At 68.9% G+C, this 19,442-nt stretch carries 24 protein-coding genes; 13 read left to right on the top strand and 11 right to left on the bottom strand.

Annotation, left to right across the window (positions count from 1 at the left end; genetic code table 11):
• The first annotated feature begins 44 nt into the window (after positions 1 to 44).
• The 4 genes from BMZ18_RS14965 (at position 45) to BMZ18_RS14950 (ending at position 2,148) form a co-directional block, all read left to right on the top strand.
• The gene (locus tag BMZ18_RS14965; RefSeq protein WP_068365015.1) at positions 45 to 494 is read left to right on the top strand and encodes a GyrI-like domain-containing protein; all 450 of its coding nucleotides are present in this window, start codon (positions 45 to 47) and stop codon (positions 492 to 494) included.
• On the top strand, positions 494 to 931 hold the full coding sequence (locus BMZ18_RS14960; protein WP_082895135.1) for an effector binding domain-containing protein: 438 nt from the start codon (positions 494 to 496) through the stop codon (positions 929 to 931). Before BMZ18_RS14965 ends, BMZ18_RS14960 begins: the two co-directional genes overlap by 1 nt.
• 273 nt (positions 932 to 1,204) lie before the next feature.
• Positions 1,205 to 1,888 carry a TetR family transcriptional regulator gene (locus BMZ18_RS14955; RefSeq protein ID WP_068365020.1) on the top strand — a complete coding sequence of 228 codons (684 nt, stop codon included), beginning with the start codon at positions 1,205 to 1,207 and terminating at the stop codon, positions 1,886 to 1,888.
• A gap of 80 nt (positions 1,889 to 1,968) precedes the next feature.
• Positions 1,969 to 2,148 (top strand): hypothetical protein, encoded by a 180-nt coding sequence (locus tag BMZ18_RS14950; protein ID WP_068102662.1) that lies wholly within the window; start codon positions 1,969 to 1,971, stop codon positions 2,146 to 2,148.
• 16 nt (positions 2,149 to 2,164) lie between these two features.
• On the opposite strand, the gene BMZ18_RS14945 is transcribed toward BMZ18_RS14950, so the two are convergent.
• Both BMZ18_RS14945 and BMZ18_RS14940 read right to left on the bottom strand, forming a co-directional pair.
• Positions 2,165 to 2,908, bottom strand: a complete 744-nt coding sequence (locus BMZ18_RS14945) for a ferredoxin reductase (protein WP_068102660.1) — start codon at positions 2,906 to 2,908, stop codon at positions 2,165 to 2,167.
• A 7-nt stretch (positions 2,909 to 2,915) separates the two neighbouring features.
• Positions 2,916 to 3,515 (bottom strand): sulfite oxidase-like oxidoreductase, encoded by a 600-nt coding sequence (locus tag BMZ18_RS14940; protein ID WP_068365021.1) that lies wholly within the window; start codon positions 3,513 to 3,515, stop codon positions 2,916 to 2,918.
• Between the two features lie 139 nt (positions 3,516 to 3,654).
• Here BMZ18_RS14940 and BMZ18_RS14935 point away from each other — a divergent pair, with 139 nt between their 5' ends.
• Together BMZ18_RS14935 and arcA are read left to right on the top strand one after the other, a co-directional pair.
• Complete coding sequence (locus BMZ18_RS14935; protein ID WP_068106145.1) at positions 3,655 to 4,518, top strand: SDR family oxidoreductase; 864 nt, start codon at positions 3,655 to 3,657, stop codon at positions 4,516 to 4,518.
• 43 nt (positions 4,519 to 4,561) lie between these two features.
• Positions 4,562 to 5,794: an arginine deiminase gene (arcA, locus tag BMZ18_RS14930; protein ID WP_068102656.1), complete on the top strand. Its 1,233-nt coding sequence runs from the start codon at positions 4,562 to 4,564 to the stop codon at positions 5,792 to 5,794.
• Positions 5,795 to 5,815: 21 nt separating this feature from the next.
• Here arcA and arsC read toward each other — a convergent pair whose 3' ends face one another.
• Positions 5,816 to 6,157 (bottom strand): arsenate reductase (glutaredoxin), encoded by a 342-nt coding sequence (arsC, locus tag BMZ18_RS14925; RefSeq protein ID WP_068102654.1) that lies wholly within the window; start codon positions 6,155 to 6,157, stop codon positions 5,816 to 5,818.
• A 58-nt stretch (positions 6,158 to 6,215) separates the two neighbouring features.
• On the opposite strand from arsC, the gene BMZ18_RS14920 reads away from it, so the two are divergent.
• Together BMZ18_RS14920 and BMZ18_RS14915 are read left to right on the top strand one after the other, a co-directional pair.
• Positions 6,216 to 6,605, top strand: a complete 390-nt coding sequence (locus tag BMZ18_RS14920) for a GntR family transcriptional regulator (RefSeq protein WP_235606294.1) — start codon at positions 6,216 to 6,218, stop codon at positions 6,603 to 6,605.
• 93 nt (positions 6,606 to 6,698) lie between these two features.
• On the top strand, positions 6,699 to 7,124 hold the full coding sequence (locus tag BMZ18_RS14915; RefSeq protein ID WP_068365024.1) for a DoxX family protein: 426 nt from the start codon (positions 6,699 to 6,701) through the stop codon (positions 7,122 to 7,124).
• A gap of 16 nt (positions 7,125 to 7,140) precedes the next feature.
• Here the strand turns inward: BMZ18_RS14915 and BMZ18_RS14910 are convergent, their stop codons facing one another.
• On the bottom strand, positions 7,141 to 8,700 hold the full coding sequence (locus BMZ18_RS14910; RefSeq protein ID WP_068365027.1) for a dolichyl-phosphate-mannose--protein mannosyltransferase: 1,560 nt from the start codon (positions 8,698 to 8,700) through the stop codon (positions 7,141 to 7,143).
• Positions 8,701 to 8,798: 98 nt separating this feature from the next.
• Between BMZ18_RS14910 and rsmI the strand changes: the two genes are divergently transcribed.
• Positions 8,799 to 9,617, top strand: a complete 819-nt coding sequence (gene rsmI / locus BMZ18_RS14905; protein ID WP_068365126.1) for a 16S rRNA (cytidine(1402)-2'-O)-methyltransferase — start codon at positions 8,799 to 8,801, stop codon at positions 9,615 to 9,617.
• Between the two features lie 10 nt (positions 9,618 to 9,627).
• On the opposite strand, the gene BMZ18_RS14900 is transcribed toward rsmI, so the two are convergent.
• Together BMZ18_RS14900 and BMZ18_RS14895 are read right to left on the bottom strand one after the other, a co-directional pair.
• On the bottom strand, positions 9,628 to 10,056 hold the full coding sequence (locus BMZ18_RS14900; protein ID WP_068102648.1) for an SRPBCC family protein: 429 nt from the start codon (positions 10,054 to 10,056) through the stop codon (positions 9,628 to 9,630).
• A 39-nt stretch (positions 10,057 to 10,095) separates the two neighbouring features.
• Positions 10,096 to 11,187 carry an alpha/beta hydrolase gene (locus tag BMZ18_RS14895; RefSeq protein ID WP_068365129.1) on the bottom strand — a complete coding sequence of 364 codons (1,092 nt, stop codon included), beginning with the start codon at positions 11,185 to 11,187 and terminating at the stop codon, positions 10,096 to 10,098.
• Positions 11,188 to 11,468: 281 nt separating this feature from the next.
• Between BMZ18_RS14895 and BMZ18_RS14890 the strand changes: the two genes are divergently transcribed.
• Positions 11,469 to 12,845: a WS/DGAT/MGAT family O-acyltransferase gene (locus BMZ18_RS14890; RefSeq protein WP_068365031.1), complete on the top strand. Its 1,377-nt coding sequence runs from the start codon at positions 11,469 to 11,471 to the stop codon at positions 12,843 to 12,845.
• Between the two features lie 15 nt (positions 12,846 to 12,860).
• Here the strand turns inward: BMZ18_RS14890 and metG are convergent, their stop codons facing one another.
• Entirely contained in the window at positions 12,861 to 14,435 is a 1,575-nt protein-coding gene (gene metG, locus BMZ18_RS14885; protein WP_068365132.1) for a methionine--tRNA ligase, read from the bottom strand.
• A gap of 21 nt (positions 14,436 to 14,456) precedes the next feature.
• On the opposite strand from metG, the gene BMZ18_RS14880 reads away from it, so the two are divergent.
• Genes BMZ18_RS14880 through BMZ18_RS14870 form a run of 3 tightly spaced genes read left to right on the top strand, consistent with a single transcriptional unit; the run spans position 14,457 to position 16,133 of the window.
• Positions 14,457 to 15,287 carry a TatD family hydrolase gene (locus tag BMZ18_RS14880; RefSeq protein ID WP_068365034.1) on the top strand — a complete coding sequence of 277 codons (831 nt, stop codon included), beginning with the start codon at positions 14,457 to 14,459 and terminating at the stop codon, positions 15,285 to 15,287.
• 52 nt (positions 15,288 to 15,339) lie between these two features.
• The gene (locus BMZ18_RS14875) at positions 15,340 to 15,699 is read left to right on the top strand and encodes a hypothetical protein (RefSeq protein WP_139203987.1); all 360 of its coding nucleotides are present in this window, start codon (positions 15,340 to 15,342) and stop codon (positions 15,697 to 15,699) included.
• On the top strand, positions 15,666 to 16,133 hold the full coding sequence (locus tag BMZ18_RS14870) for a hypothetical protein (RefSeq protein WP_068365040.1): 468 nt from the start codon (positions 15,666 to 15,668) through the stop codon (positions 16,131 to 16,133). Before BMZ18_RS14875 ends, BMZ18_RS14870 begins: the two co-directional genes overlap by 34 nt.
• A 22-nt stretch (positions 16,134 to 16,155) precedes the next feature.
• On the opposite strand, the gene BMZ18_RS14865 is transcribed toward BMZ18_RS14870, so the two are convergent.
• The 4 genes from BMZ18_RS14865 to BMZ18_RS14850 form a co-directional block, all read right to left on the bottom strand.
• Positions 16,156 to 16,806 (bottom strand): LppP/LprE family lipoprotein, encoded by a 651-nt coding sequence (locus BMZ18_RS14865; RefSeq protein ID WP_139203986.1) that lies wholly within the window; start codon positions 16,804 to 16,806, stop codon positions 16,156 to 16,158.
• 68 nt (positions 16,807 to 16,874) lie between these two features.
• The gene (locus tag BMZ18_RS14860) at positions 16,875 to 17,138 is read right to left on the bottom strand and encodes a modification methylase HgiDII (protein WP_068102639.1); all 264 of its coding nucleotides are present in this window, start codon (positions 17,136 to 17,138) and stop codon (positions 16,875 to 16,877) included.
• Between the two features lie 58 nt (positions 17,139 to 17,196).
• Positions 17,197 to 17,967 (bottom strand): amino acid ABC transporter ATP-binding protein, encoded by a 771-nt coding sequence (locus BMZ18_RS14855; protein ID WP_082833901.1) that lies wholly within the window; start codon positions 17,965 to 17,967, stop codon positions 17,197 to 17,199.
• Positions 17,964 to 19,421 carry an amino acid ABC transporter substrate-binding protein/permease gene (locus BMZ18_RS14850; protein WP_068365046.1) on the bottom strand — a complete coding sequence of 486 codons (1,458 nt, stop codon included), beginning with the start codon at positions 19,419 to 19,421 and terminating at the stop codon, positions 17,964 to 17,966. The genes BMZ18_RS14855 and BMZ18_RS14850 overlap by 4 nt, the downstream gene beginning before the upstream one ends.
• Positions 19,422 to 19,442: the final 21 nt, after the last annotated feature.

Below are 19,442 nucleotides of genomic sequence, written 5' to 3'. Positions count from 1 at the left end.
GGTGATCACGTCGCGCGTTGCCACCTCGTCCCCGGGAGTACGTCATGTCAGTCGAATTCGTGGATCTGGAGGAGACGTGGGTCGCGGGACTCCCCGTCCGGAGCCCGAAACGCGCCCTGGGGTCTCTCTACGACACGAATCTCGAACGTGCCTGGTCGGGAATCCTCAACCAGGACATCGGAGAACCGCTTGGGTCGATCTATACCGACTACGTCCCGGCGATCGGTTCCTACAGCACTCAGATCGTCGGTTATCGCACCGCGGCCGGGGACGTGCGCGACGGACACGTGGTGGCCCGAATTCCCGCCGGGACCTATGCCAAGTTCTCGGCCGTGGGCAATTTTCCGAGAGTCCTGACAACCATTTGGAAGGACATTTCCCACGCCGAGGAAAGCCGTTCTTTTCGACGCGCGTACACCGGTGAATTCGAAGTGTATCCGCACGCGTACAAGATCGAGATGTTCGTGCCCGTCGACACCTCCGGGAGCCGGTGATGGCGTTCCGTCTGGTGGCGCGGCCGACCACGATCGTCGCCGGCCTGGTCGCGCCGGGGGTCGAGCCCGGACCGGAGAGCAGCGCGAGCGATCTGGTGACGTTTCTCCGCGAGCGCATCCGCGAACGCGAGCCCGCGGGTACCGACATCTGGACGGTGTACCTGCCGGACCAGCGCGGCGTCTCGAACGCGGTGGTCGGCGTCCCGCGGTCCGAGGTGGAGGACGTGCCGGTGGGCGACGTGTTCATCACTGTCCCCGCCGGTGCGTTCGCGGTCTTCGAGGCCTCGATGACCCTGCCCGACCGCACGGAGGACGCGTGGTCGCAGGTCGAGGAGGCCGTCGCGGACGGTGGGGTGACGCGCGCCGGCGGGCCGGAATTCGAGTGTCTGGCGGCGGACGGCAACGTGGAGATCTTCGTGTCCGTGCTGTTACGGTAGCCGTCGCTGTCCCGCTCGAAACCTCACCGAATTCAAATCGAGAGTCAATTTCCGACGCCGTGACCGGTATCTCGCCGCGAATCGGTATCGACGATTGTTTTCACGCGGTAGCTGTTGTGACGCCATCCAGTCTTCCATTCACGATCCGTGATTCTCGGACTGTTGTGCCTAAACTATGCGAACGCGGCGTCGGGCCGCGAGCAGAACGTTCGCTCCGGGATTCACGCGAGCATCGCTCTGGTGATGGACGCGAGCAGAGTGGGGAGACGGACGATGGTCAGGCAACTTCGGGCAGAGGCGACACGGTCGGCAGCGCTGCGAGCGGCAGCCGATCTCTTCCTCCGCGTCGGTCACGCGACAGCGACGCTCAGCCAGGTCTCGGCCGAATCGGGAGTGACCAAGGGCGCGCTGTACTTCCACTTCGCCTCCAAGGAGGAACTGGCGCGTGCACTGGTGGACGAGGGCCGTGAGCGAGTGACCGCCGCGTGCTCCGGCATGGTCGACAGCCGTTCGCCCGCACTCGAATCCGTCATCGGCATCACGTACTCGGTGCTCGATCTGGCCAACACGGACAACCTGGTCCGCATCATGTACCGCCTGCAACTCGAGGTGGACGCGCCGGATCCCAGCCGCGGCAGCGTCTTCGCCACATGGCAGAACATCTTCTCCCACCTCTTCGAACGGGCCATCGAGCACGGCGACGTCATCGACTCGCTGGATGCGGAGACGGCGTCGTGCCTCGTGTCCGAGATGCTCAGCGGCGTTCTCATGGTCGCCGAGGGCACGGCTCGTCTGGACGGCGCCGCCGTCCGTATGGAGCAGGTCTGGCACACCATCCTGCCGTCGTTGGTGCCGCCGGCGAAGCTGCCGTACTTCCGCGAGTTCGCCTCGCGCAGCCTGTCGAGCTTCGTTCGTCGCCAGGAGGACGCGCGCGCGGAGGCCGACGTCCGCAGCTGACCCGGCGCGGCCTCTGGCGCGGCGCGATGTGACGGAGGACACTGGACGGCAGGTCGCAGATCAGCCGTCAGGAGGTCGTCGTGAACCCCACCGCCACCACGAACAGCACGCACCGGATGTCGGATGCGGAGTTGCGCAAGGCCATCGCCGTCATGCAGTCCCGCGCCGACGACGCACGACGTCGCGGTGAGACCGAGGACGCCGACCGCATGGAGGCCACGGTGAACGAGTTCCGTGAGGAGATGGCCACCCGGCTCTGAGCCCGGACGTGAGCCGTCAGCTCGGTCCGAAGCGTTCCGTGCGGATTCGGCCGGGGGCGTGTCCGCGGTCGACGAGCATGTCCGCGACGGCGTCGACGAAGCTCGTCGGTCCGCAGACGTAGCAGTCGGGCTCGAACTCGGCCGGCCACCCGTGGGCGTCGAGGTCCGCCGGTTGGATCCGGCCGACGGGTCGGCGTGACGCGACCGGAGCGCGCCGGGTGTGGATCAGCGTGACGTCCACACCAGGGCGCGGGTGCGCCCACTCGTCGGCGTAGTACACCTCGGCCGGTTCGCGGACCGAGTAGAGCACCCGGAACGGCACCGCCGCCGTGCGGGCTCGGACCATCGCGCGCAGCGGGACGATGCCCGATCCGCCGCCCACCAGCAGCACCGGCGGGGACGGTGGGCCGGTGGGCGCCGCGGGACGCCACACGAACCAGCGCCCGATGGGCCCGCGGACCTCGACTCGGTCGCCCGGTTCGAGCGCCGACGTGAGATAGGGCGAGACTTCGCCGTCGCCGACGGTCTGCACCGTGAGTTCGATGCGCGGCGTGCCGTCGGGCGCCGAGGCGATCGAGTAGCTGCGTTGCGCGCTGTATCCGTCCTCGGCGGTGAGTTTGACGTCGAGGTGCTGTCCGGCGTGATGACCGGTCCACCCGTCGACGTCGAGGACGAGGGTGGCGGCGGTGGGCGTTTCCGCACGCCGTTCGACCACGGTGGCGACCAGCCAGGGCTTGGCGCCGGAGAGGGCAGTGGCCATGGGGCGATCAGTCGCCCTGGTAGCGCTGCTCGCGCCAGGGGTCGCCGTAATCGTGGTAGCCGCCGCGTTCCCAGAATCCCTGCTCGTTCTGCTCGGTGAGTTCGATGCGCGAGACCCACTTGGCGGACTTCCAGAAATAGAGGTGCGGCACCAGCAGACGCGCGGGTCCTCCGTGCTCGCGGGCGAGGGGCGCGCCGTCGAATTCCGTGACCAGCCATGCCTTTCCGCCCAGGAGGTCCTCGAGGGGGAGGTTGGTGGTGTACCCGTCGAACCCGTGCACGACGACGTACTGTGCGTCGCTCTCGAGCCCGCCGAGGAGCACGTCGAGGGAGACGCCGGTCCACGTGGTGTCGAGCTTGGACCACTTGGTCACGCAGTGGATGTCGACGGTGGGCCGCTCGTGCGGCAACGCGGCCATCTCGTCCCACGTCCACGTGCGGCTCTCGCCGCGTTCGGTGGTGATCTGGAACGTCCACGTGTCGGTCGCGACGGACGGTGACGGCCCGATCGCGAGCACGGGGAAATCCTTGGTCAGATACTGACCCGGTGGGGTACGGCCGTCGTCGTCGCGTCGACGCCCGACGAAGCCTTTCGAGACGAGTGCCATGGTGCGTCCGAGTTTCGCCCCCTTTGGTGCGTCTGACAAGTCGGCCCGCCGGGACGCGTCGGCTCGGTAGGGTCGACGCGGCCGCCGGCACGCGCGGCGGTGGACGAGGAGGGGTGAACCGGTGGTGGTCCTGGGCAGGCTGCGAGGTCGCGGCGCGACGCGGAAGCGGCGCACGGTGAACGGCCGCCGCGTGCTCGTTACCGGTGCCGCCAGCGGAATCGGGCGGGCCACCGCGCAGGCGGTGGCGCAGCGCGGCGGTCGCCTGATCCTCACCGACATCGACGAGGCCGGCCTGGCCGCCACGGTGCGCGACGTCGAGGCGAGTGGTGGCGTCGTCGACTTCTCTCGCGCGCTGGACATCTCGCAGTACGACGATGTCGCCGCCTTCGCTGGGGACGTCCACGCGGCGCACGGTGCCGTCGACGTCGTGATGAACGTCGCGGGGATCTCGGCGTGGGGGACCGTGGAGACCATGCCGCACGAGCAGTGGCGCCAGCTGGTCGAGGTCAACCTCATGGGCCCGATCCACGTCATCCAGACCTTCGTCCCCGCGATGATCGCGGCCGGGCGCGGCGGGTACCTGGTCAACGTCTCCTCGTCGGCCGGCCTGCTGGCGTTCCCATGGCACGCGGCCTACAGCGCCAGCAAGTTCGGGCTGCGCGGCGTCTCCGAGGTGCTCCGCTTCGATCTCGCTCGGCACGGCATCGGGGTCTCGCTGGTGGTCCCCGGCGCGGTCCGTACTCCACTGGTCGAGACCGTGCGCATCGCCGGTGTCGATCGCGCCGATCCGAAGGTGCGCCGACTCGAGGACCACTTCCACGACCGGGCCGCCGAACCGCAGGACGTGGCCCTGGCCATCCTCCGCGGCATGGAGCGGGGGCACTTCCTGGTCTACTCCGGCAACGACATTCGCTTCGCGTTCTGGGTGCAGCGCAAGTTCGCCCTGCCGTACGAGATCGCGATGCAGGCGGCCAACGACTACTTCACCCGCCTGTTGAAGTGACGTCCGCCGTGTGAGGGCGGCACCGACGGACTACCGTCGGTGCATGACCGCACCCGACAGGCCGGGCGCCCCGCTGGGGGCGGATTCCGAGGTGGGCACGCTGCGGACGGTGCTGCTGCATCGACCCGGCGACGAGCTGCGTCGCCTGACCCCACGGAACAACGATCAGCTGCTCTTCGACGGGCTGCCGTGGGTGGACCGCGCCCGCGACGAGCACGACGCCTTCGCCGAACTGCTCGCCTCGCGCGGCGTGGAGGTGCTGCTGCTCGGCGACCTGCTCACCGAGACGCTCGACCACAGCGGCGCGGCCCGAGTGCAGGGCGTGGCGGCGGCGGTCGATCCACGACGGCTCGGCCACGTGCTCGCCCGCGATCTCACCACCTACCTGCGGGGACTTCCGGCGGCGGAGTTGGCGACGGTCCTCATGGCGGGCATGACCTTCGACGAGTTGCCGGTCGGGGACGGCGCCGGCATCTCGCTGGTGCGGCGGATGCACCACGGCGCCGACTTCGTCATCGAGCCGCTGCCCAATCTGCTCTTCACTCGCGACTCGTCCTTCTGGATCGGCTCGCGGGTGGCCATCACGTCGCTCGCGCTGCGGGCGCGGTCACGGGAGACGTCGCTGACCGACATCGTCTACGCGTTCCACCCGCGTTTCCTCGGCGTCCGCCGCGCCTACGAGTCCCACACCGCACCCGTCGAGGGCGGCGACATCCTGCTGCTCGCGCCCGGAGTGGTGGCCGTCGGGGTGGGGGAGCGGACCACCCCCGCCGGCGCGGAAGCGTTGGCGCGCAGCCTCTTCGACGACGACCTCGCGCACACCGTGTTGGTGGTGCCCATCGCCCAGGAGCGCGCGTCGATGCATCTGGACACGGTGTGCACCATGGTCGACACCGACGCCGTCGTGATGTACCCCGCGATCCGAGACTCCCTGTCGGCCTTCACCATTCGCCGCGAGGACGACGGCGTCAGCATCACCGGTGCCGACCCGTTCCTCGGCGCGGCTGCCGACGCCATGGGCATCGGGAAACTCCGCGTCATCGACACCGGGCTCGACAGCGTCACCGCCGAGCGCGAGCAATGGGACGACGGCAACAACACTCTTGCCCTCGCGCCCGGGGTGGTCGTCGCCTACGAGCGCAACGTCGAGACCAATGCCCGCCTCGAGGCGTCGGGCATCGAGGTGTTGCGCATCGCGGGATCGGAGCTGGGCTCCGGCCGCGGTGGACCGCGCTGCATGTCGTGCCCGGTGTCGAGGGACAGCCTGCGGAGCTGACGGCGCCGGAGAGAGAACTACTCAGAGCACGGTCGACACCGTGGCGGCCGGCCGGGCCAGGACGGTTCCGGTGTCCGAGACGACGAAGGGGCGCTCGATGAGGATCGGGTGCTCGAGCATCGCACGCAGCACGGTCTCGTCGTCCGCGTCGGCCAGACCGAGCTCGGCGTAGAGCTTCTCGCGCGTGCGGACAGCGGTGCGCGGCGTGAGCCCGGCATCGTCGATCAGGCGCCGGAGGGTGGCCTCGTCCGGCGGCGTCTCGAGATACTTCACGACGGTGGGCTCGACGCCGGACTCGCGCACCGTGGCGAGGACCGTGCGCGAGGTGGAGCAGCGGGGATTGTGGTAGACGGTGACGGTCACCGCACCAGTATGACGCCGGGCCGGGACGCCGGACCGGGATGATGCAGCAGGAGGAGTCGTGACCCAGCGTGAGGCCCCGCACGGGGCGAGTCTGCCGATCGACCTGTCGACGGACGAGGCTCCCTTCGAGCAGGTGCGCTCGGGCATCGTCCGGGGTGTGCGCTCCGGCGTACTCATCTCCGGTTCCCGGCTCCCCACGGTGCGGGCCCTCGCGGCCGATCTGGGGTTGGCCCCCAACACCGTCGCGAAGGCGTACCGCGAGCTGGAGCAGGACGGCGTCGTCGTCACGCGGGGCCGGTCGGGCACGTTCGTGGCCGCAGGGGACGACCCCGCCGTCGCCGCTGTGCAGACCGCGGCGACGGAGTACGCGCGAGCTGCGCGTCGAGCCGGGGTGGAGGACGACGAGGCCGTGCGGTGGGTGCGGACGGCGTTCGACGCGGCGCAGTAGTCCCCGGCGACGCGATGGTCGGTCGAAGTTGACGCTTCAACTCAACTGTGCCACGGTGGACCCGCTCGCATCCCCGATCCCGAAGGAACTCCCGTGAACAGTCCTGTCGTCAGAGACCTCGCCGCCCTGGTCGCCCGTGTCGCCCTCGGCGTCATCTTCGTGGCCCACGGCTGGCAGAAGCTGAACACCAACGGACTGGACGCCACGACCGCCGGGTTCGAGGGCATGGGCATCCCGTTCCCGACGTTCTCCGCGTACTTCGCCACCTTCGTCGAGCTCGTCGGCGGCGGACTGCTGATCGTGGGTCTGCTCACTCCGGTGGTCGGACTGCTCCTCCTGATCGACATGATCGGCGCACTGGTGTTCGTTCACCTCGACAAGGGCGTCTTCGTCACCGACGGCGGCTGGGAACTGGTGGTCGGACTGGGTGCGGGCGCGCTCCTGCTGGCCGTCGTCGGCGCCGGGTCCTTCAGCCTCGACGGAGTGTTCGGGCGCGGGCGGTCCCGGTCCCGCGCCTGATCGGATCGAAGAAGCGTCACCGCCAGCTGGGCAGCCACAACTGCTGCTGCCACAGCGTCTCGGTGATCGGCAGGCCGGTGAGAACGGGCCACAACCACACGAAGTTCGCGATCGCGACGGCGACGTACCCCGAGGCCAGGGCGAGGCCGAGGGTGCGTCGCCGTCCCGTTCGGGCGCGGCCGATCACGTCCCCGATCACCAACGTCAGGCCCATGACGAGGAACGGCGAGAGCGCGGTCGCGTAGAAGAAGTACATCTGCCGGTCCAGCGAGAGGAACCAGGGCAGGATGCCGGCGCCGTAGCCGACCAGCACGGCGGCGTAGCGCCAGTCCCGTCGCGCGACCGTGCACCACAGCGCCCACGCCAGCATCGGCAGCGCGAGCCACCACAGGGCCGGCGTCCCGATCAGCATCACCGCTTTGACGCAGCTGCCCGGCGTACCGCAGCCGGAGACGGTGTCACCGTCGGCGTAGTAGTACAACATCGGCCGCAGCCCCATCGGCCACGTCCACGGCTTGGACTCCCACGGATGACGGTTACCGGCCGAATTGGTCAGGCCCGCATGGAATTCGAGGACGTTGCCGCTGTAGTACCAGAGCGAGCGCAGGGCGTCGGGAACGAACGAGAACGGCCCTCCCGCACCGACGTCGGTGCCCACGGCGTGCCGGTCGACACCCGTCTCGCTGGCGAACCACCCGGCGTAGGTGGCGAGGTAGACGACGACGGGAACGGCCACCAGTGCGTACAGGGCCGGGCCGACGTCGCGGACGGCAGTGCCGCGCCACGGCCGGACCACTCCGTACCGCCGCCGGGCCGCGAGGTCGAACGCCACGCCCAGCAGGCCGAAGAAGGCGACGAAGTACAGCCCGGACCACTTCGTGCCGCAGGCGAGGCCGAGCAGGACGCCCGCGCCGAAACGCCACCAGCGCACGCCGAGGCGGGGCCCGAGCGCAGAGGCCTCGATGCGGCCCTGCGCGGCGACGCGAGCCAGCCGCTCGCGCACGTCGTCACGGTCGCGGACGAGCGCCCCGAACGCACCGACGACGAAGAGGGTCATGAAGATGTCGAGCATCCCCACGCGGGACGAGACGAAGGCGACGCCGTCGACGATCAGCAGGAGGCCGGCGATCGCGCCCAGGAGGGTCGAGCGCGTCATCCGTCGCACGATGCGGACCACCAGCAGGACGAGAAGAATGCCGAACACGGCCGACGACAGACGCCAGCCCCACCCGGTGTAGCCGAAGACGGCCTCCCCGACGGCGATCAACTGCTTGCCGACGGGCGGGTGCACCACCAGCCCGTAGCCGGGGTTGTCCTCGATCCCGCCTCCGGTGAGCACCTGGTACCCCTGCGGTGCGTAGTGCTTCTCGTCGAAGACGGGGGTGCCGGCGTCGGTGGGGTAGCCCAGCATCACCAGGCGTGTGACCGCCGCGATCGCCGTGACGACGACGGTCACCACCCAGCCGCGCAGACGATCGGTGGGACCGAACGTCTCGACGGGCGTCAGGGGGCCGGGGGCGACGGCCGCCGGGGTCGACCGTGGCGCCGGATCGGTGCGCGCGGTCAGCAGGGTCACCGTTCGATCGTAGGCTAGGGAGGACGAGTGTCGCCGGGCCCGACCGGTCGACCGGACGACGAGAGAGGACGGCCGTGCTGATCCTCGGTGCCACCCCCATGGGCGATCCGAACGACGCTTCGCCGCGGCTGCGGGAGGCGCTCGCCACCGCGGACGTCGTCGCGGCGGAGGACACCCGCCGCACCAAGGCGTTGGCATCGGCCCTCGGCGTGCAGATCACCGGGAGGGTCGTCAGCTTCTACGACCAGGTCGAGACCGATCGGATCCCCGGTCTGCTCGACGAGATTCGTGCCGGGCAGCGGGTGCTGCTGGTGACGGACGCCGGGATGCCGTCCGTCAGCGATCCCGGGTACCGCCTGGTGGCGGCCTGCGCGCAGGCGAATCTGCCGGTGACGTGCCTGCCCGGACCGTCGGCGGTGACCACGGCGCTGGCGCTCTCGGGTCTGCCCGTCGAGCGGTTCTGCTTCGACGGGTTTCCTCCGCGCAAGCGGGGTCCGCGTCAGGCGTGGCTGCGCACGCTGGTCGCCGAACAGCGTGCGGTCGCGTTCTTCGAGGCGCCGCACCGCCTGGCCGACACCCTGGCTGACGCCGTGGAGGTTCTCGGTCCCCAGCGCCTCGCCGCCGTCTGTCGCGAACTGACCAAAACCTACGAGGAGGTCCGGCGCGGCACCCTCGCAGACCTGGCCGAGTGGGCCGCGGAGGGGGTGCGGGGCGAGATCACCGTGGTGCTCGCCGGAGCGACGCCCACCGCGGCCGATCCGGAGGACCTGGTCGACGCGGTGGAGAAGTGGGTGAGCCAGGGGGTGGGTTTGAAGGACGCCTGCGCACGCGTGGCGGCCGAGGAGCAGGCCGAGGGAACGGGCACGGTGTCGAAACGCGCTCTCTACGAAGCGGTTCTGGCCGCCCGGTCTCGGTAGTCGGTGCCGCTCAGCCGACGACCTGCTGGCGCAACCCGTCGGTCGCGGTTTCGAGTACCGTCTTGGTGCCACGCTTGACGATGAAACCGGGGACCGGGATCTTCGGGTCGAGCGTGATCTCGAAGGTCAGGTGGGTGCCGCGGTCGGTCTCGGTGAGGTCGTAGCGTGCGGTCTGGGATTTCTGCTGGGTCGACTCCACGACCTTCCACGACACGGACGTGTCGGTCCAGGCGAACTCCAGCACCTGCTCGTCCGTGATGCCCATGACGGCCACCGTCATTTCCGCGACGAGCGGGCGACCGGCGTCGTCACGCTCTCGGACCGAGACCTTCTTGTGGATGGAGGACCAGGCGGGGAGGCCCTCCAGATCGGCGATCACGGCGAGCACGTCCGCCGGGGGAGCCTCGATGTCGACTTCTCTGCTGCCACTGACTGCCATGCGCGTGAATGTAACCGACGGTGACCCGTACCGGGGCGCTTATGCGCCCGGCCGGATGGCGGACGTCCGTCCCCGCGAGGCGACACGCTCGTCGACGAACGCGGCGATCTCACGAATGGCCCGTCCGCTCTCGGGGACGAAATCGGCGGCCTGGAAGACGTGAACCTGGTTCTCCCACACCTGAAGTCGACAGTCGACACCGGCCTCGGCCAGGCGATCGGCCATGAGTTCGGAGTCCGCGTAGACCATCTCGTTCGACCCGACCTGCAACAGCACCGGCGGCATGTCGCTCAGATCGGCGTTCACCGGACAGACACGCGGTCCGCGCTTTCCTTCGACGACGATGCGCGCCTCCACGCTGTCCGCCAGCGCGGTCAGCGCGGGGACCGCACCGGCCGGGAACACCGGGCAGCGGGCGGCGTTGGGGTGGGCCATCTTCCGGCTCGGATCGAGGTCCGTCAGGGGGGAGAGGGCGATGATGCCGCCGGCCTGGGGCAGCCCCAGCGAGGTGAGCGCGAGCGAGACCATGAAGGACAGGTAGCCACCGGCGGAGTCGCCCGCGATGAAGATCTGTTCCGGCAAATACCCCGAGTCGAGCAGGTAGCGATAGCCGTCGACGCCGTCCTCGACGGCGTGCGAGATGGGGTTGCGCGGCATCATGCGGTAGTCGATCGACAGGACGTCGGCGCCCGTGGTGTGGGCGATGCGCGACGTCAGGCGTCGATGGCTGTTGAGTCCGCACACGACGAACGCACCGCCGTGGAGGTAGAGGATCACGCGGTCCCGATCGGCGCGGCGACGGGGAGTCTCGGACCGACCGGTGGGACCGAGGCGGCGAGGACGGTCGCTGTGAACCCATTCGGCGCGGCAGTTGTCGAGCTTCACCGGGGTGCAGCGGGTGGTTCCCACCGGCGGGAGCAGGCGCCCGGCCTGATCGACGAGCCCGGTGGGCCAGGGAAGCGAGTGGGTCTGGGCCCAGAGGCCCAGGAACGGACGGACGGTGGTGCGCAGATACGTGGCCAGGGCCCTGCCCTGCACGCTGGTGCCGACGAAGTCCTGCCGGTCGACGGGCGTGACCCCGTAGCCGTGCGACGCCGCGCGTCCGGCGTTCCGTCGCAGGGACGTGGTCATCTCGGCCGAGGCGATGCTCATCTGGCGGCCCTCCGTTGTCTGCTCATCCGGTGCGTGCTCGTCCGGGTGCTCCGTCGAATCCTTCTGGTCCTTCTCTGCAGAGGGGATCGCACCGGCACGCCACCATGAAACACGTTTCGAGACATCCGTTGTAATCGGGGTCACACCGTGACCGTGCGTCGACCGTTCCGTTGCGCGTTCGTTATCTGCGGAGAGCATGGTGAAGGGGCAGGTGAGCGGGGCGATCGCGCCGTGCCGCCGGGCCTAGAGAGGGTGCGTCGATGCCGTTCATGCCGGTCACCGAATCCATGTTCCTGGTGGCGGAGACGCGAGAGCACCCCATGCACGTGGGCGGGCTCCAACTTTTCGTGCCGCCGGACGGCGAGGAGGAGACGTTCGGGCAGAAGGTCTACGAGACCTTCGAAGCGGCCACCGACGTCTACGAGTTGTTCCGCAAACGTCCGGCCCCGCCGGTCAACGTCATGGGCACCCTGCGGTGGATCTTCGACGACGATCTCGACTTCGAACAACACGTTCGCCGCATCATGCTGCCCCGACCCGGGCGTGTGCGCGAGCTGCTGCGCTACGTCTCCGCCGAACACGGCGCGCCCCTCGATCGGCACCGCCCCATGTGGGAGCTGCACATCATCGAGGGGTTGGCGGACGGTCGCCTGGCGCTCTACAGCAAGATCCACCACTCCCTCGTCGACGGGGTGTCGGCCCTGAAGTTGTTCGAGAAGGCCCTGACGCCGGATCCGGACCGTCGGGACTGCGGTCCCATCTGGGATCCCGCCCTGTTCAGGAAGAAGAAGAGCTCGGCGGTCGCGACGACGGGCGGCGGCGCCCTCGCGGCGGTCTCGACCGGTGTCAAAGCGGCCGGTGAGCTCGCGGGGATGGGGCCGGCGGCGGCCCGCATCGGGTGGAACAAGTTGCGCGGCAACGACATGGTGTTGCCGCTGACCGCGCCGCACACCATGCTCAACGTTCCCATCGGCGGTGCGCGGCGCTTCGCGTCGCAGCAGTGGTCGAAGACGCGCATGACGGACGTCGCCTCGGCACTGGGCGTCACGCTGAACGACGTCGTGCTCACCATGTGCGCGGGCGCGCTCCGGTCCTACCTCATCGACCGCAACGCGCTGCCCGACCAGCCACTCGTGGCCATGGTGCCCGTGTCGATGCGCGAGGCCGGCGCGGACGCCTCCGGCGGCAACGCGGTGACCACCGTGCTCTGCAATCTCGGGACCGATCAGCCCGATCCCGAGCGCAGGCTCGCGGCCGTCGTACGGTCGATGAACGACTCGAAGGCGATGATGCGGAACCTCAGCCCCCTGCAGGCGCTGGGATACGGTGCCGCGGTGATGGCTCCGCTCCTGCTCACGCCGGTGCCGGGCTTCGTGCGCAACACCCCGCCGCCCTTCAACGTCATCATCTCCAACGTGCCCGGGCCGAAGACCGAGATGTACTGGAACGGCGCGCGTCTCGACGGCGTCTACCCGGCGTCGATCGTGCTCGACGGGCAGGCGCTCAACATCACGCTGGCCACCAACGCCGACAACGTCAACTTCGGGCTGGTGGGAGACCGCCGGAGCGTTCCGTCGTTGCAGCGCATGCTGACTCACCTCGACACGGCCCTCGAGGAGCTCGAGAAGCTCGCCTGACGGATCTACACGGGTCTAGTTCACGTCGGGCTCGACGTAGCGCGGGAAGACGCCCGTCGGCTTCGGCAACTCGACACCCGCGGTGAGACGGGTGGGGAGAGAAGCGAAGTCGCGATCGGACACCCCCAGCAGGTCGAGCAGGCGCGCGCAGGAATCGGGCATGAACGGCTGAGTGAGGATCACCGCGACGCGCAGGACCTCGAGCGTCACGTAGAGGACCGTGGCCATGCGCTCGGGGTCGGTCTTGCGCAGCACCCACGGCTCCTGCGCGGAGAAGTAGCGGTTGGTCTCGCCCAGAACGGACCAGATCGCCTCCAGCGCAAGGTGCAGTTCCTGCCGATCCATGTGTGCCCGAACGGTATCCGCGAGACCGGCGACGTGCGCGAACATGGCCTCGTCGGCGTCGGTGAAGTCCCCCGGCGTCGGTACGCGTGCGTCGCAGTTCTTCGCCACCATCGACAAGGATCGCTGCGCGAGATTGCCCAACTCGTTGGCCAGGTCGGCGTTGATGCGCGTGACGATGGCCTCGTGGCTGTAGCTGCCGTCCTGGCCGAACGAGACCTCGCGCAGCAGGAAGAACCGTACGGCGTCCAGGCCGTAGTCGGCGATCAGCGCCGCGGGATCGACCACGTTGCCGACCGACTTGGACATCTTCTCGCCCTTGTTGGTCAAAAAGCCGTGCACGAACACCCGTTTCGGCAGTTCGATGCCCGCGGACATGAGGAAGGCGGGCCAGAACACGGCGTGGAAACGCACGATGTCCTTGCCGATCATGTGCACGTCCGCGGGCCAGTAGGTGCGGAACGCGTCGCCCTCGACGTCCGGATAGCCCACGCCCGTCAGGTAATTCGTGAGGGCGTCGACCCACACGTACATCACGTGTGCCTCATCGCCCGGCACCGGAACACCCCAGTCGAACGTCGACCGGGAGATCGACAGATCCTTCAGTCCGCTCGCGACGAAGCTCGCCACCTCGTTGCGCCGGGTGGCGGGGAGCACGAAGTCGGGACGCTCCTCGTACAGCGCGAGCAGCTTGTCCTGGTACGCCGAGAGTCGGAAGAAGTACGTCGACTCCTCGGTCCACTCCACCGGCGTTCCGGTCTCGGTCGCGATGCGCGACCCGTCGTCCAGCCGCGTGGTCTCGCTCTCCGCGTAGTAGGCCTCGTCCCGCACGGAATACCACCCGCTGTAGGTGTCGAGGTAGATGTCTCCCCGGTCGGCCATGCGTTGCCACAGAGTGCGACTCGCCTCGAGGTGGTCCGCGTCGGTGGTGCGGATGAAGCGGTCGAACGTGATGCCCAGCGATTCCTGCATGGCCTGGAAGGCGTCCGAATTGCGTCGCGCGAGATCCGCCGTGCTCAGACCCTCCTTCGCCGCGGTCTGCGCCATCTTCAGCCCGTGCTCGTCGGTGCCGGTGAGGAACCGGACGTCGTAGCCGTCGAGACGCTTGAACCGCGCCAGCACGTCGGTCGCGATGTACTCGTAGGCGTGCCCGATGTGCGGGGTGCCGTTCGGGTACGCGATCGCGGTGGTGATGTAGAACGGCGGGCGGCCGGCGGCGTTCACCGGAGCATCGGAAGTAGGAGTCATGGTGCGCATACTCTATCTTTCGTGCCGAAAGACCGTCCCGCCCCGGATGCCCCTGCCCCGCTGGTCCCGCTCGTGGACGCGCACACCCACCTCGACGCCTGTGGTGCGACGGACGCGGCCGGTGTGGCCGCGGCTCTCGACCGCGCCGAGGCGGTCGGGGTCTCGCGCGTGGTCACGGTGGCGGACGATCTCGACGCCGCACGCTTCGCGGTCGAGGCGGCGCACTGGGATACACGGGTGTGGGCCGCCGTTGCCATCCATCCCACACGCGCGAACGTCCTCACCGACGAGGTGAAGGCGGAGATCGAGTCGCTCGCCCGGGATCGTCGCGTGGTCGCGGTGGGGGAGACCGGACTGGACTACTACTGGCCGGGCAAGCTCGACGGCTGCGCGACCGTCGAGGAGCAGGTCGACGGCTTCCGGTGGCACATCGACCTCGCGAAGCGACTGCACAAGCCGTTGATGATCCACAACCGCGAGGCCGATCACGACCTGTTGGCGGTGCTGCTGGACGAGGGCGCCCCGGACACGGTGATCTTCCACTGCTTCAGTTCCGGTCCGGAGATGGCCGAGGCCTGCGTCGAGGCCGGATACGTTCTGAGCTTCTCCGGCACCGTCAGCTTTCGCAACGCGCACGAGTTGCGCGAAGCCGCGCAGCTGGTTCCCGACGGGCAGTTCCTCTTCGAGACCGACGCACCGTTCCTCACTCCGCACCCGTTCCGCGGGGCGCCGAACGAGCCCTACTGTCTGCCCTACACGGCCCGTGCCTTCGCGGAGATCACCGGGCGGGATCCGGAGGCCGCGGCGGCGTCGGCGACGGCCACGGCGGAGCGGGTCTACCGGCTGACCTGACCGGTCGGTTTCGCCGTTCGGCCCACCCGATCGTTGTGATACAACACAGCTCGTGATTCCCCTCCGCCGCCCGCGCCGACCGATGATCGCCACGGTCGAGCAGCGCGATGCCCACGGCACCGCGGTGCGTCTGGACACCGGACGCGGCCACTTCACCGCGGAGACCTCGGCCTCGGTGCCCATCGACACCGGGGTCGCGCCCTGGGTTCCCGCTACCTACGCCCTCGCGATGCGGGTGGCGGATTCCCTCGAGCTGCGGGCGGGAACGGGCGTGACCGGGCACGTCGACCGCGAGCAGCGCGCGGGCGCCGCCGCGGCGGGTGCGATGTTCGCGTCGTCGGCTGCTTCTTCAGCCTCGGCGTCGACTCCTTCCACGCCGTGCGCAAGCACCTGGACGAGATCACCCACCTGATCTTCGCGCTGGGCATGGACCTCGACCAGCACGACGGGTCGGCGGCGGCGCTGGCCACCGAGCGGGCCCGAGCAGCCGCGACGGAGCTGGGCAAGGAGCTGATCGTCGTCCGGACGACGGTGCGACGGGTCAGCGATCCCCTGCGCGTGCCGTGGCCCCGGCTGTACTTCGGTCCGGCTCTGGCCCATGTCGCGCTGTGCCTCGCCCCGACCCTGTCGGCGGTGATCGTGCCCAGCAGCCCGCCGATCACGAGCCGCCACGGATCGCACCCGTACGTCGATCCGCTGTGGTCGTCGTCGCGTGTGCGCATCGTGCACGACGACGACGATGCATGGCGGCCCACCAAGATCGCCGCGATCGCCGGCGCCCACCGGCGCAGCCGCCTGCAGGGCATCGCCGATCGGGTCAACGAGGAGATCTACCTGCGGCTCTGACGCGCCGCGCAGGGCCGGCCGGTCACGGCCGCGGCGGGAACTGCCCGTCGGGCACGATGGTGTTTCCGCCGACCAGGGTGAACGTCACGTACGACTCGTTGGACGGGCAGCAGTTGGCGTCGTCGGGGGAGAGCCACCGGTACCGCACGGTGACCGTGTCGTCGGAGGCCCCGACCACCGAGGTGTAGCTGTACGCATCCGACGTGGCCGTACCCAGGTAGGACCCGGTGTTCGTGAAGAACAGGACGTGGGACTGCACGGTGCCGTTCTGGATGCCGGTGCCCGTGGCGCGCGCCCATTCCAGTGACGGGCACCCGTCGGAGCTGATGCCCGTCGTGTGATCGTCGATCACGAAACGCCCGCCCTGCGAATCGGTTCCGAGGTCGGCCACCGCGGCCCGGACGTTCGACGACGACGGGTCCACGCACGGCACGGGACCGGCGGGAGCCGGGGCGGGAACGGTGACGGTCTCGGTGAACGTGGGCCCCGGCGTGGGGACGTCCGACGCCGACGGCGCGGCGGCGGGAGTCGACGAGGGGGCCGCAGCGACGGACGTCGTCGGGTCGGCCGGGGCCGGTAGGGCGGTTCCGCCCGTCTGGCCGCCGCAGGCCGCGGCGACGGCCGCGCAGGCCGCGAGCACGACGACTCGAACGGTCGCGGTGGTGATGGTCATGACCGATGTGTCGCCGGTCACGTGCCGATCGTTAGCAACCCGAAGGTCACGATCGGGCCACGAGCGGCCTACTTCGCGTCCTCGCCATAGGTCTCGACCAGGCGGTCGAACTCGGCCCGGTCGATCACCTGCGCCTCACCGATCGCGAGAGCCTGGGCGTACTTGCCCGCCAGGTGGTAGTCGCGGCCGAGGGGGCCGCGCTCACCGTCCTCGTCGTCGGACTGCGCGCTGGCGCCGGGCGGGACCTCGTTCTGCAGGCCCGACGTCTCCTGTCCCAGCCGGGCGTCGATCGTCGCGACGATCTTCTGCATGAGTTCCTGCTCGTCGGTCATGGCGCGCCTTTCGTGGTGTCCGCCGGACGGGATCGGCCCGGCGGCACCGTGGTTGTCGTCAGAGAACCTTGTTCAGGAAGTCCCTGGTGCGGTCGTTCTGCGGGTCACCGAACAGTTGCTCCGGCGTGCCCTCCTCGACGATGTACCCGTCGGCCATGAAGATCACACGGTCCGAGACCTCGCGGGCGAAACCCATCTCGTGCGTCACGACCACCATGGTCATGCCGCCCTTCGCGAGATCGCGCAGCACCTGCAACACCTCTCCGACCATCTCGGGGTCCAGGGCGGAGGTGGCCTCGTCGAACAGCATGATGTCGGGATTCATCGCCAGCGCGCGAGCGATCGCGACGCGCTGCTTCTGCCCACCCGACAACTGGGCCGGCTTGGCGTTCTCCTTCTCGGCCAGACCGACCTGGTCGAGCAGCCGCAGGGCGTTCTCCCGCGCCGACTTCTTGTCGGCCCGCTTGGTCTCGACGGGCGCGAGCATGACGTTCTCGATCACCGACATGTGCGGGAACAGGTTGAAGTGCTGGAACACCATCCCGATGTGCTGACGCACCTCGTCCAGGTCGACCTTCGGGTTCGTCAGATCGAATCCGTCGACCACCACGGTGCCACCGGTGATGTCCTCGAGCTTGTTCAGGCAGCGCAGGAACGTGCTCTTGCCCGAGCCCGACGGCCCGATCACGCACACCACCTCGCCGGAGTGGATGTCGACGTCGAGGCCCTTGAGCACCTCGAGGTCGCCGAACGCCTTCTTCAGGCCGGTCGCGCGGATCTTGACCTCGGCGGCCGACTGTCCCGCGTCCGACTTCTCCGTGCTGGTCACTTGTTGATCCTCTTCTCGAGACGGTTCGACAGCATCGTCAGCGCCATGATGATGACGAAGTACATGACGGCGATGATCAGCCACATGTTGAAGGACTGGAAGTTGCGGGCGATGATGATGCGCCCGGACTGCGTGAGCTCGGCCAGGCCGATCACGGACAGGATCGAGGTGTCCTTGAGTGTGATGACGAACTGGTTGATGTACGACGGAATCATGGTGCGGATGGCCTGCGGCATGACCACCTTGCGCATCGACGTCAGGTAGGAGATGCCGAGGCTGCGAGAGGCCTCCATCTGGCCCTTGTCCACCGACAGGATGCCGCCGCGCACGATCTCGGCCATGTACGCACCGGCGTTGAGCGAGAGCGTGATGATGCCCGCGGTGAAGGCCGTCATCGTGAACCCGAGCGCGGCCGGGATGCCGAAGTAGATGAAGAACGCCTGGACCAGCAGCGGGGTCCCGCGGAAGATCGCAACGTAGGTCGCCCCGATCGCCCGCAGCCAGGACTTGGTGCTGACGCGGAAGAGGCCGAAGATCGCACCGAGGATCAGGGCGATGACGATGGAGATCACCGTGAGGACCACGGTGAGCCACAGACCCTTCAGCAGCTCCTTGTACTCGGTCTTGATCAGCCCCGGAATGGAGTTGTCGGTCTCCTCGGCGCCCGCGCCGATGTAGGTGTTCAGGATCTCGTCGTACTGACCGGACGAGCGCAGATTGGCCAGACCGGTGTCGAACGCCGCGAGCAGATCGGCGTTCGCGCCCTTGTTGACGGCGAATCCGTAATTGCTGGGCGATTCCTTCTCGGTGACCGTCTTCAGTCCGTTGCCCTGCGTGATGCCGTACTGCAGCACCGGGTAGTCGTCGAAGACGGCGACGGAGTTCCCGGTCCGCACCTCGTCGTACATGCTCGCCGAGTCGGCGAAGTAGCGCGTCGTGAAGCCGTACCGGTCCTTGATCGACTCGGCGAAGTCCGCGCCCTCGGTGCCGTTCTTGACCGCCACCTGCTGGCCGGCGAGGTCCTCGTACGACGTGATCGACGAGTTCTCGAGGACGGCCATCTGAACGCCCGACTCGAAGTACGGCTCGGAGAAGTCGAACACCGCTTCGCGGGCCGGGGTGATGGTCATGCCGGCGATCACGCCGTCGGCCTGGCCGGCCTGGACTGCCTGGAGCGCCGCGTCGAAGCCGAGCGGCCGGATGTCGACGGAGAACCCCTGATCCTCGGCGATCGCCCGGATGAGGTCCATGTCGATACCGACGAACTGCCCGTCGGCGTTCTGGAACTCGAACGGCGCGAACGTGACGTCGGTGGCGATCGTGAACGTGCGGCCCTCGACGGGACTCGGCGGCGCGGGCTGCGCCTGTGCGGTCGGGCCCAGCACGAGCGCGAGGAGGGCGACGAGGGCGGCGACCACGGACAGTCGACGCACGGGTGGGATGGTCGAGTTCACGGGTCGGACACTAAACCCCTC

The sequence above is a fragment of the Rhodococcoides kroppenstedtii genome (assembly GCF_900111805.1).
GTDB lineage: Bacteria > Actinomycetota > Actinomycetes > Mycobacteriales > Mycobacteriaceae > Rhodococcoides > Rhodococcoides kroppenstedtii.
Note: the sequence above shows the minus strand (reverse complement) of the source record. Positions and strands in the feature narration are given on the sequence as shown.

Coding starts and splice junctions, on each gene's coding strand:
- BMZ18_RS14965 (WP_068365015.1), top strand. CDS start 45: ATGTCAGTCGAATTCGTGGATCTGGAGGAGACGTGGGTCGCGGGACTC.
- BMZ18_RS14960 (WP_082895135.1), top strand. CDS start 494: ATGGCGTTCCGTCTGGTGGCGCGGCCGACCACGATCGTCGCCGGCCTG.
- BMZ18_RS14955 (WP_068365020.1), top strand. CDS start 1,205: ATGGTCAGGCAACTTCGGGCAGAGGCGACACGGTCGGCAGCGCTGCGA.
- BMZ18_RS14945 (WP_068102660.1), bottom strand. CDS start 2,908: ATGGCCACTGCCCTCTCCGGCGCCAAGCCCTGGCTGGTCGCCACCGTG.
- BMZ18_RS14940 (WP_068365021.1), bottom strand. CDS start 3,515: ATGGCACTCGTCTCGAAAGGCTTCGTCGGGCGTCGACGCGACGACGAC.
- arcA (WP_068102656.1), top strand. CDS start 4,562: ATGACCGCACCCGACAGGCCGGGCGCCCCGCTGGGGGCGGATTCCGAG.
- rsmI (WP_068365126.1), top strand. CDS start 8,799: ATGGGCGATCCGAACGACGCTTCGCCGCGGCTGCGGGAGGCGCTCGCC.
- BMZ18_RS14900 (WP_068102648.1), bottom strand. CDS start 10,056: ATGGCAGTCAGTGGCAGCAGAGAAGTCGACATCGAGGCTCCCCCGGCG.
- BMZ18_RS14895 (WP_068365129.1), bottom strand. CDS start 11,187: ATGACCACGTCCCTGCGACGGAACGCCGGACGCGCGGCGTCGCACGGC.
- BMZ18_RS14890 (WP_068365031.1), top strand. CDS start 11,469: ATGCCGTTCATGCCGGTCACCGAATCCATGTTCCTGGTGGCGGAGACG.
- metG (WP_068365132.1), bottom strand. CDS start 14,435: ATGACTCCTACTTCCGATGCTCCGGTGAACGCCGCCGGCCGCCCGCCG.
- BMZ18_RS14865 (WP_139203986.1), bottom strand. CDS start 16,806: ATGACCATCACCACCGCGACCGTTCGAGTCGTCGTGCTCGCGGCCTGC.
- BMZ18_RS14860 (WP_068102639.1), bottom strand. CDS start 17,138: ATGACCGACGAGCAGGAACTCATGCAGAAGATCGTCGCGACGATCGAC.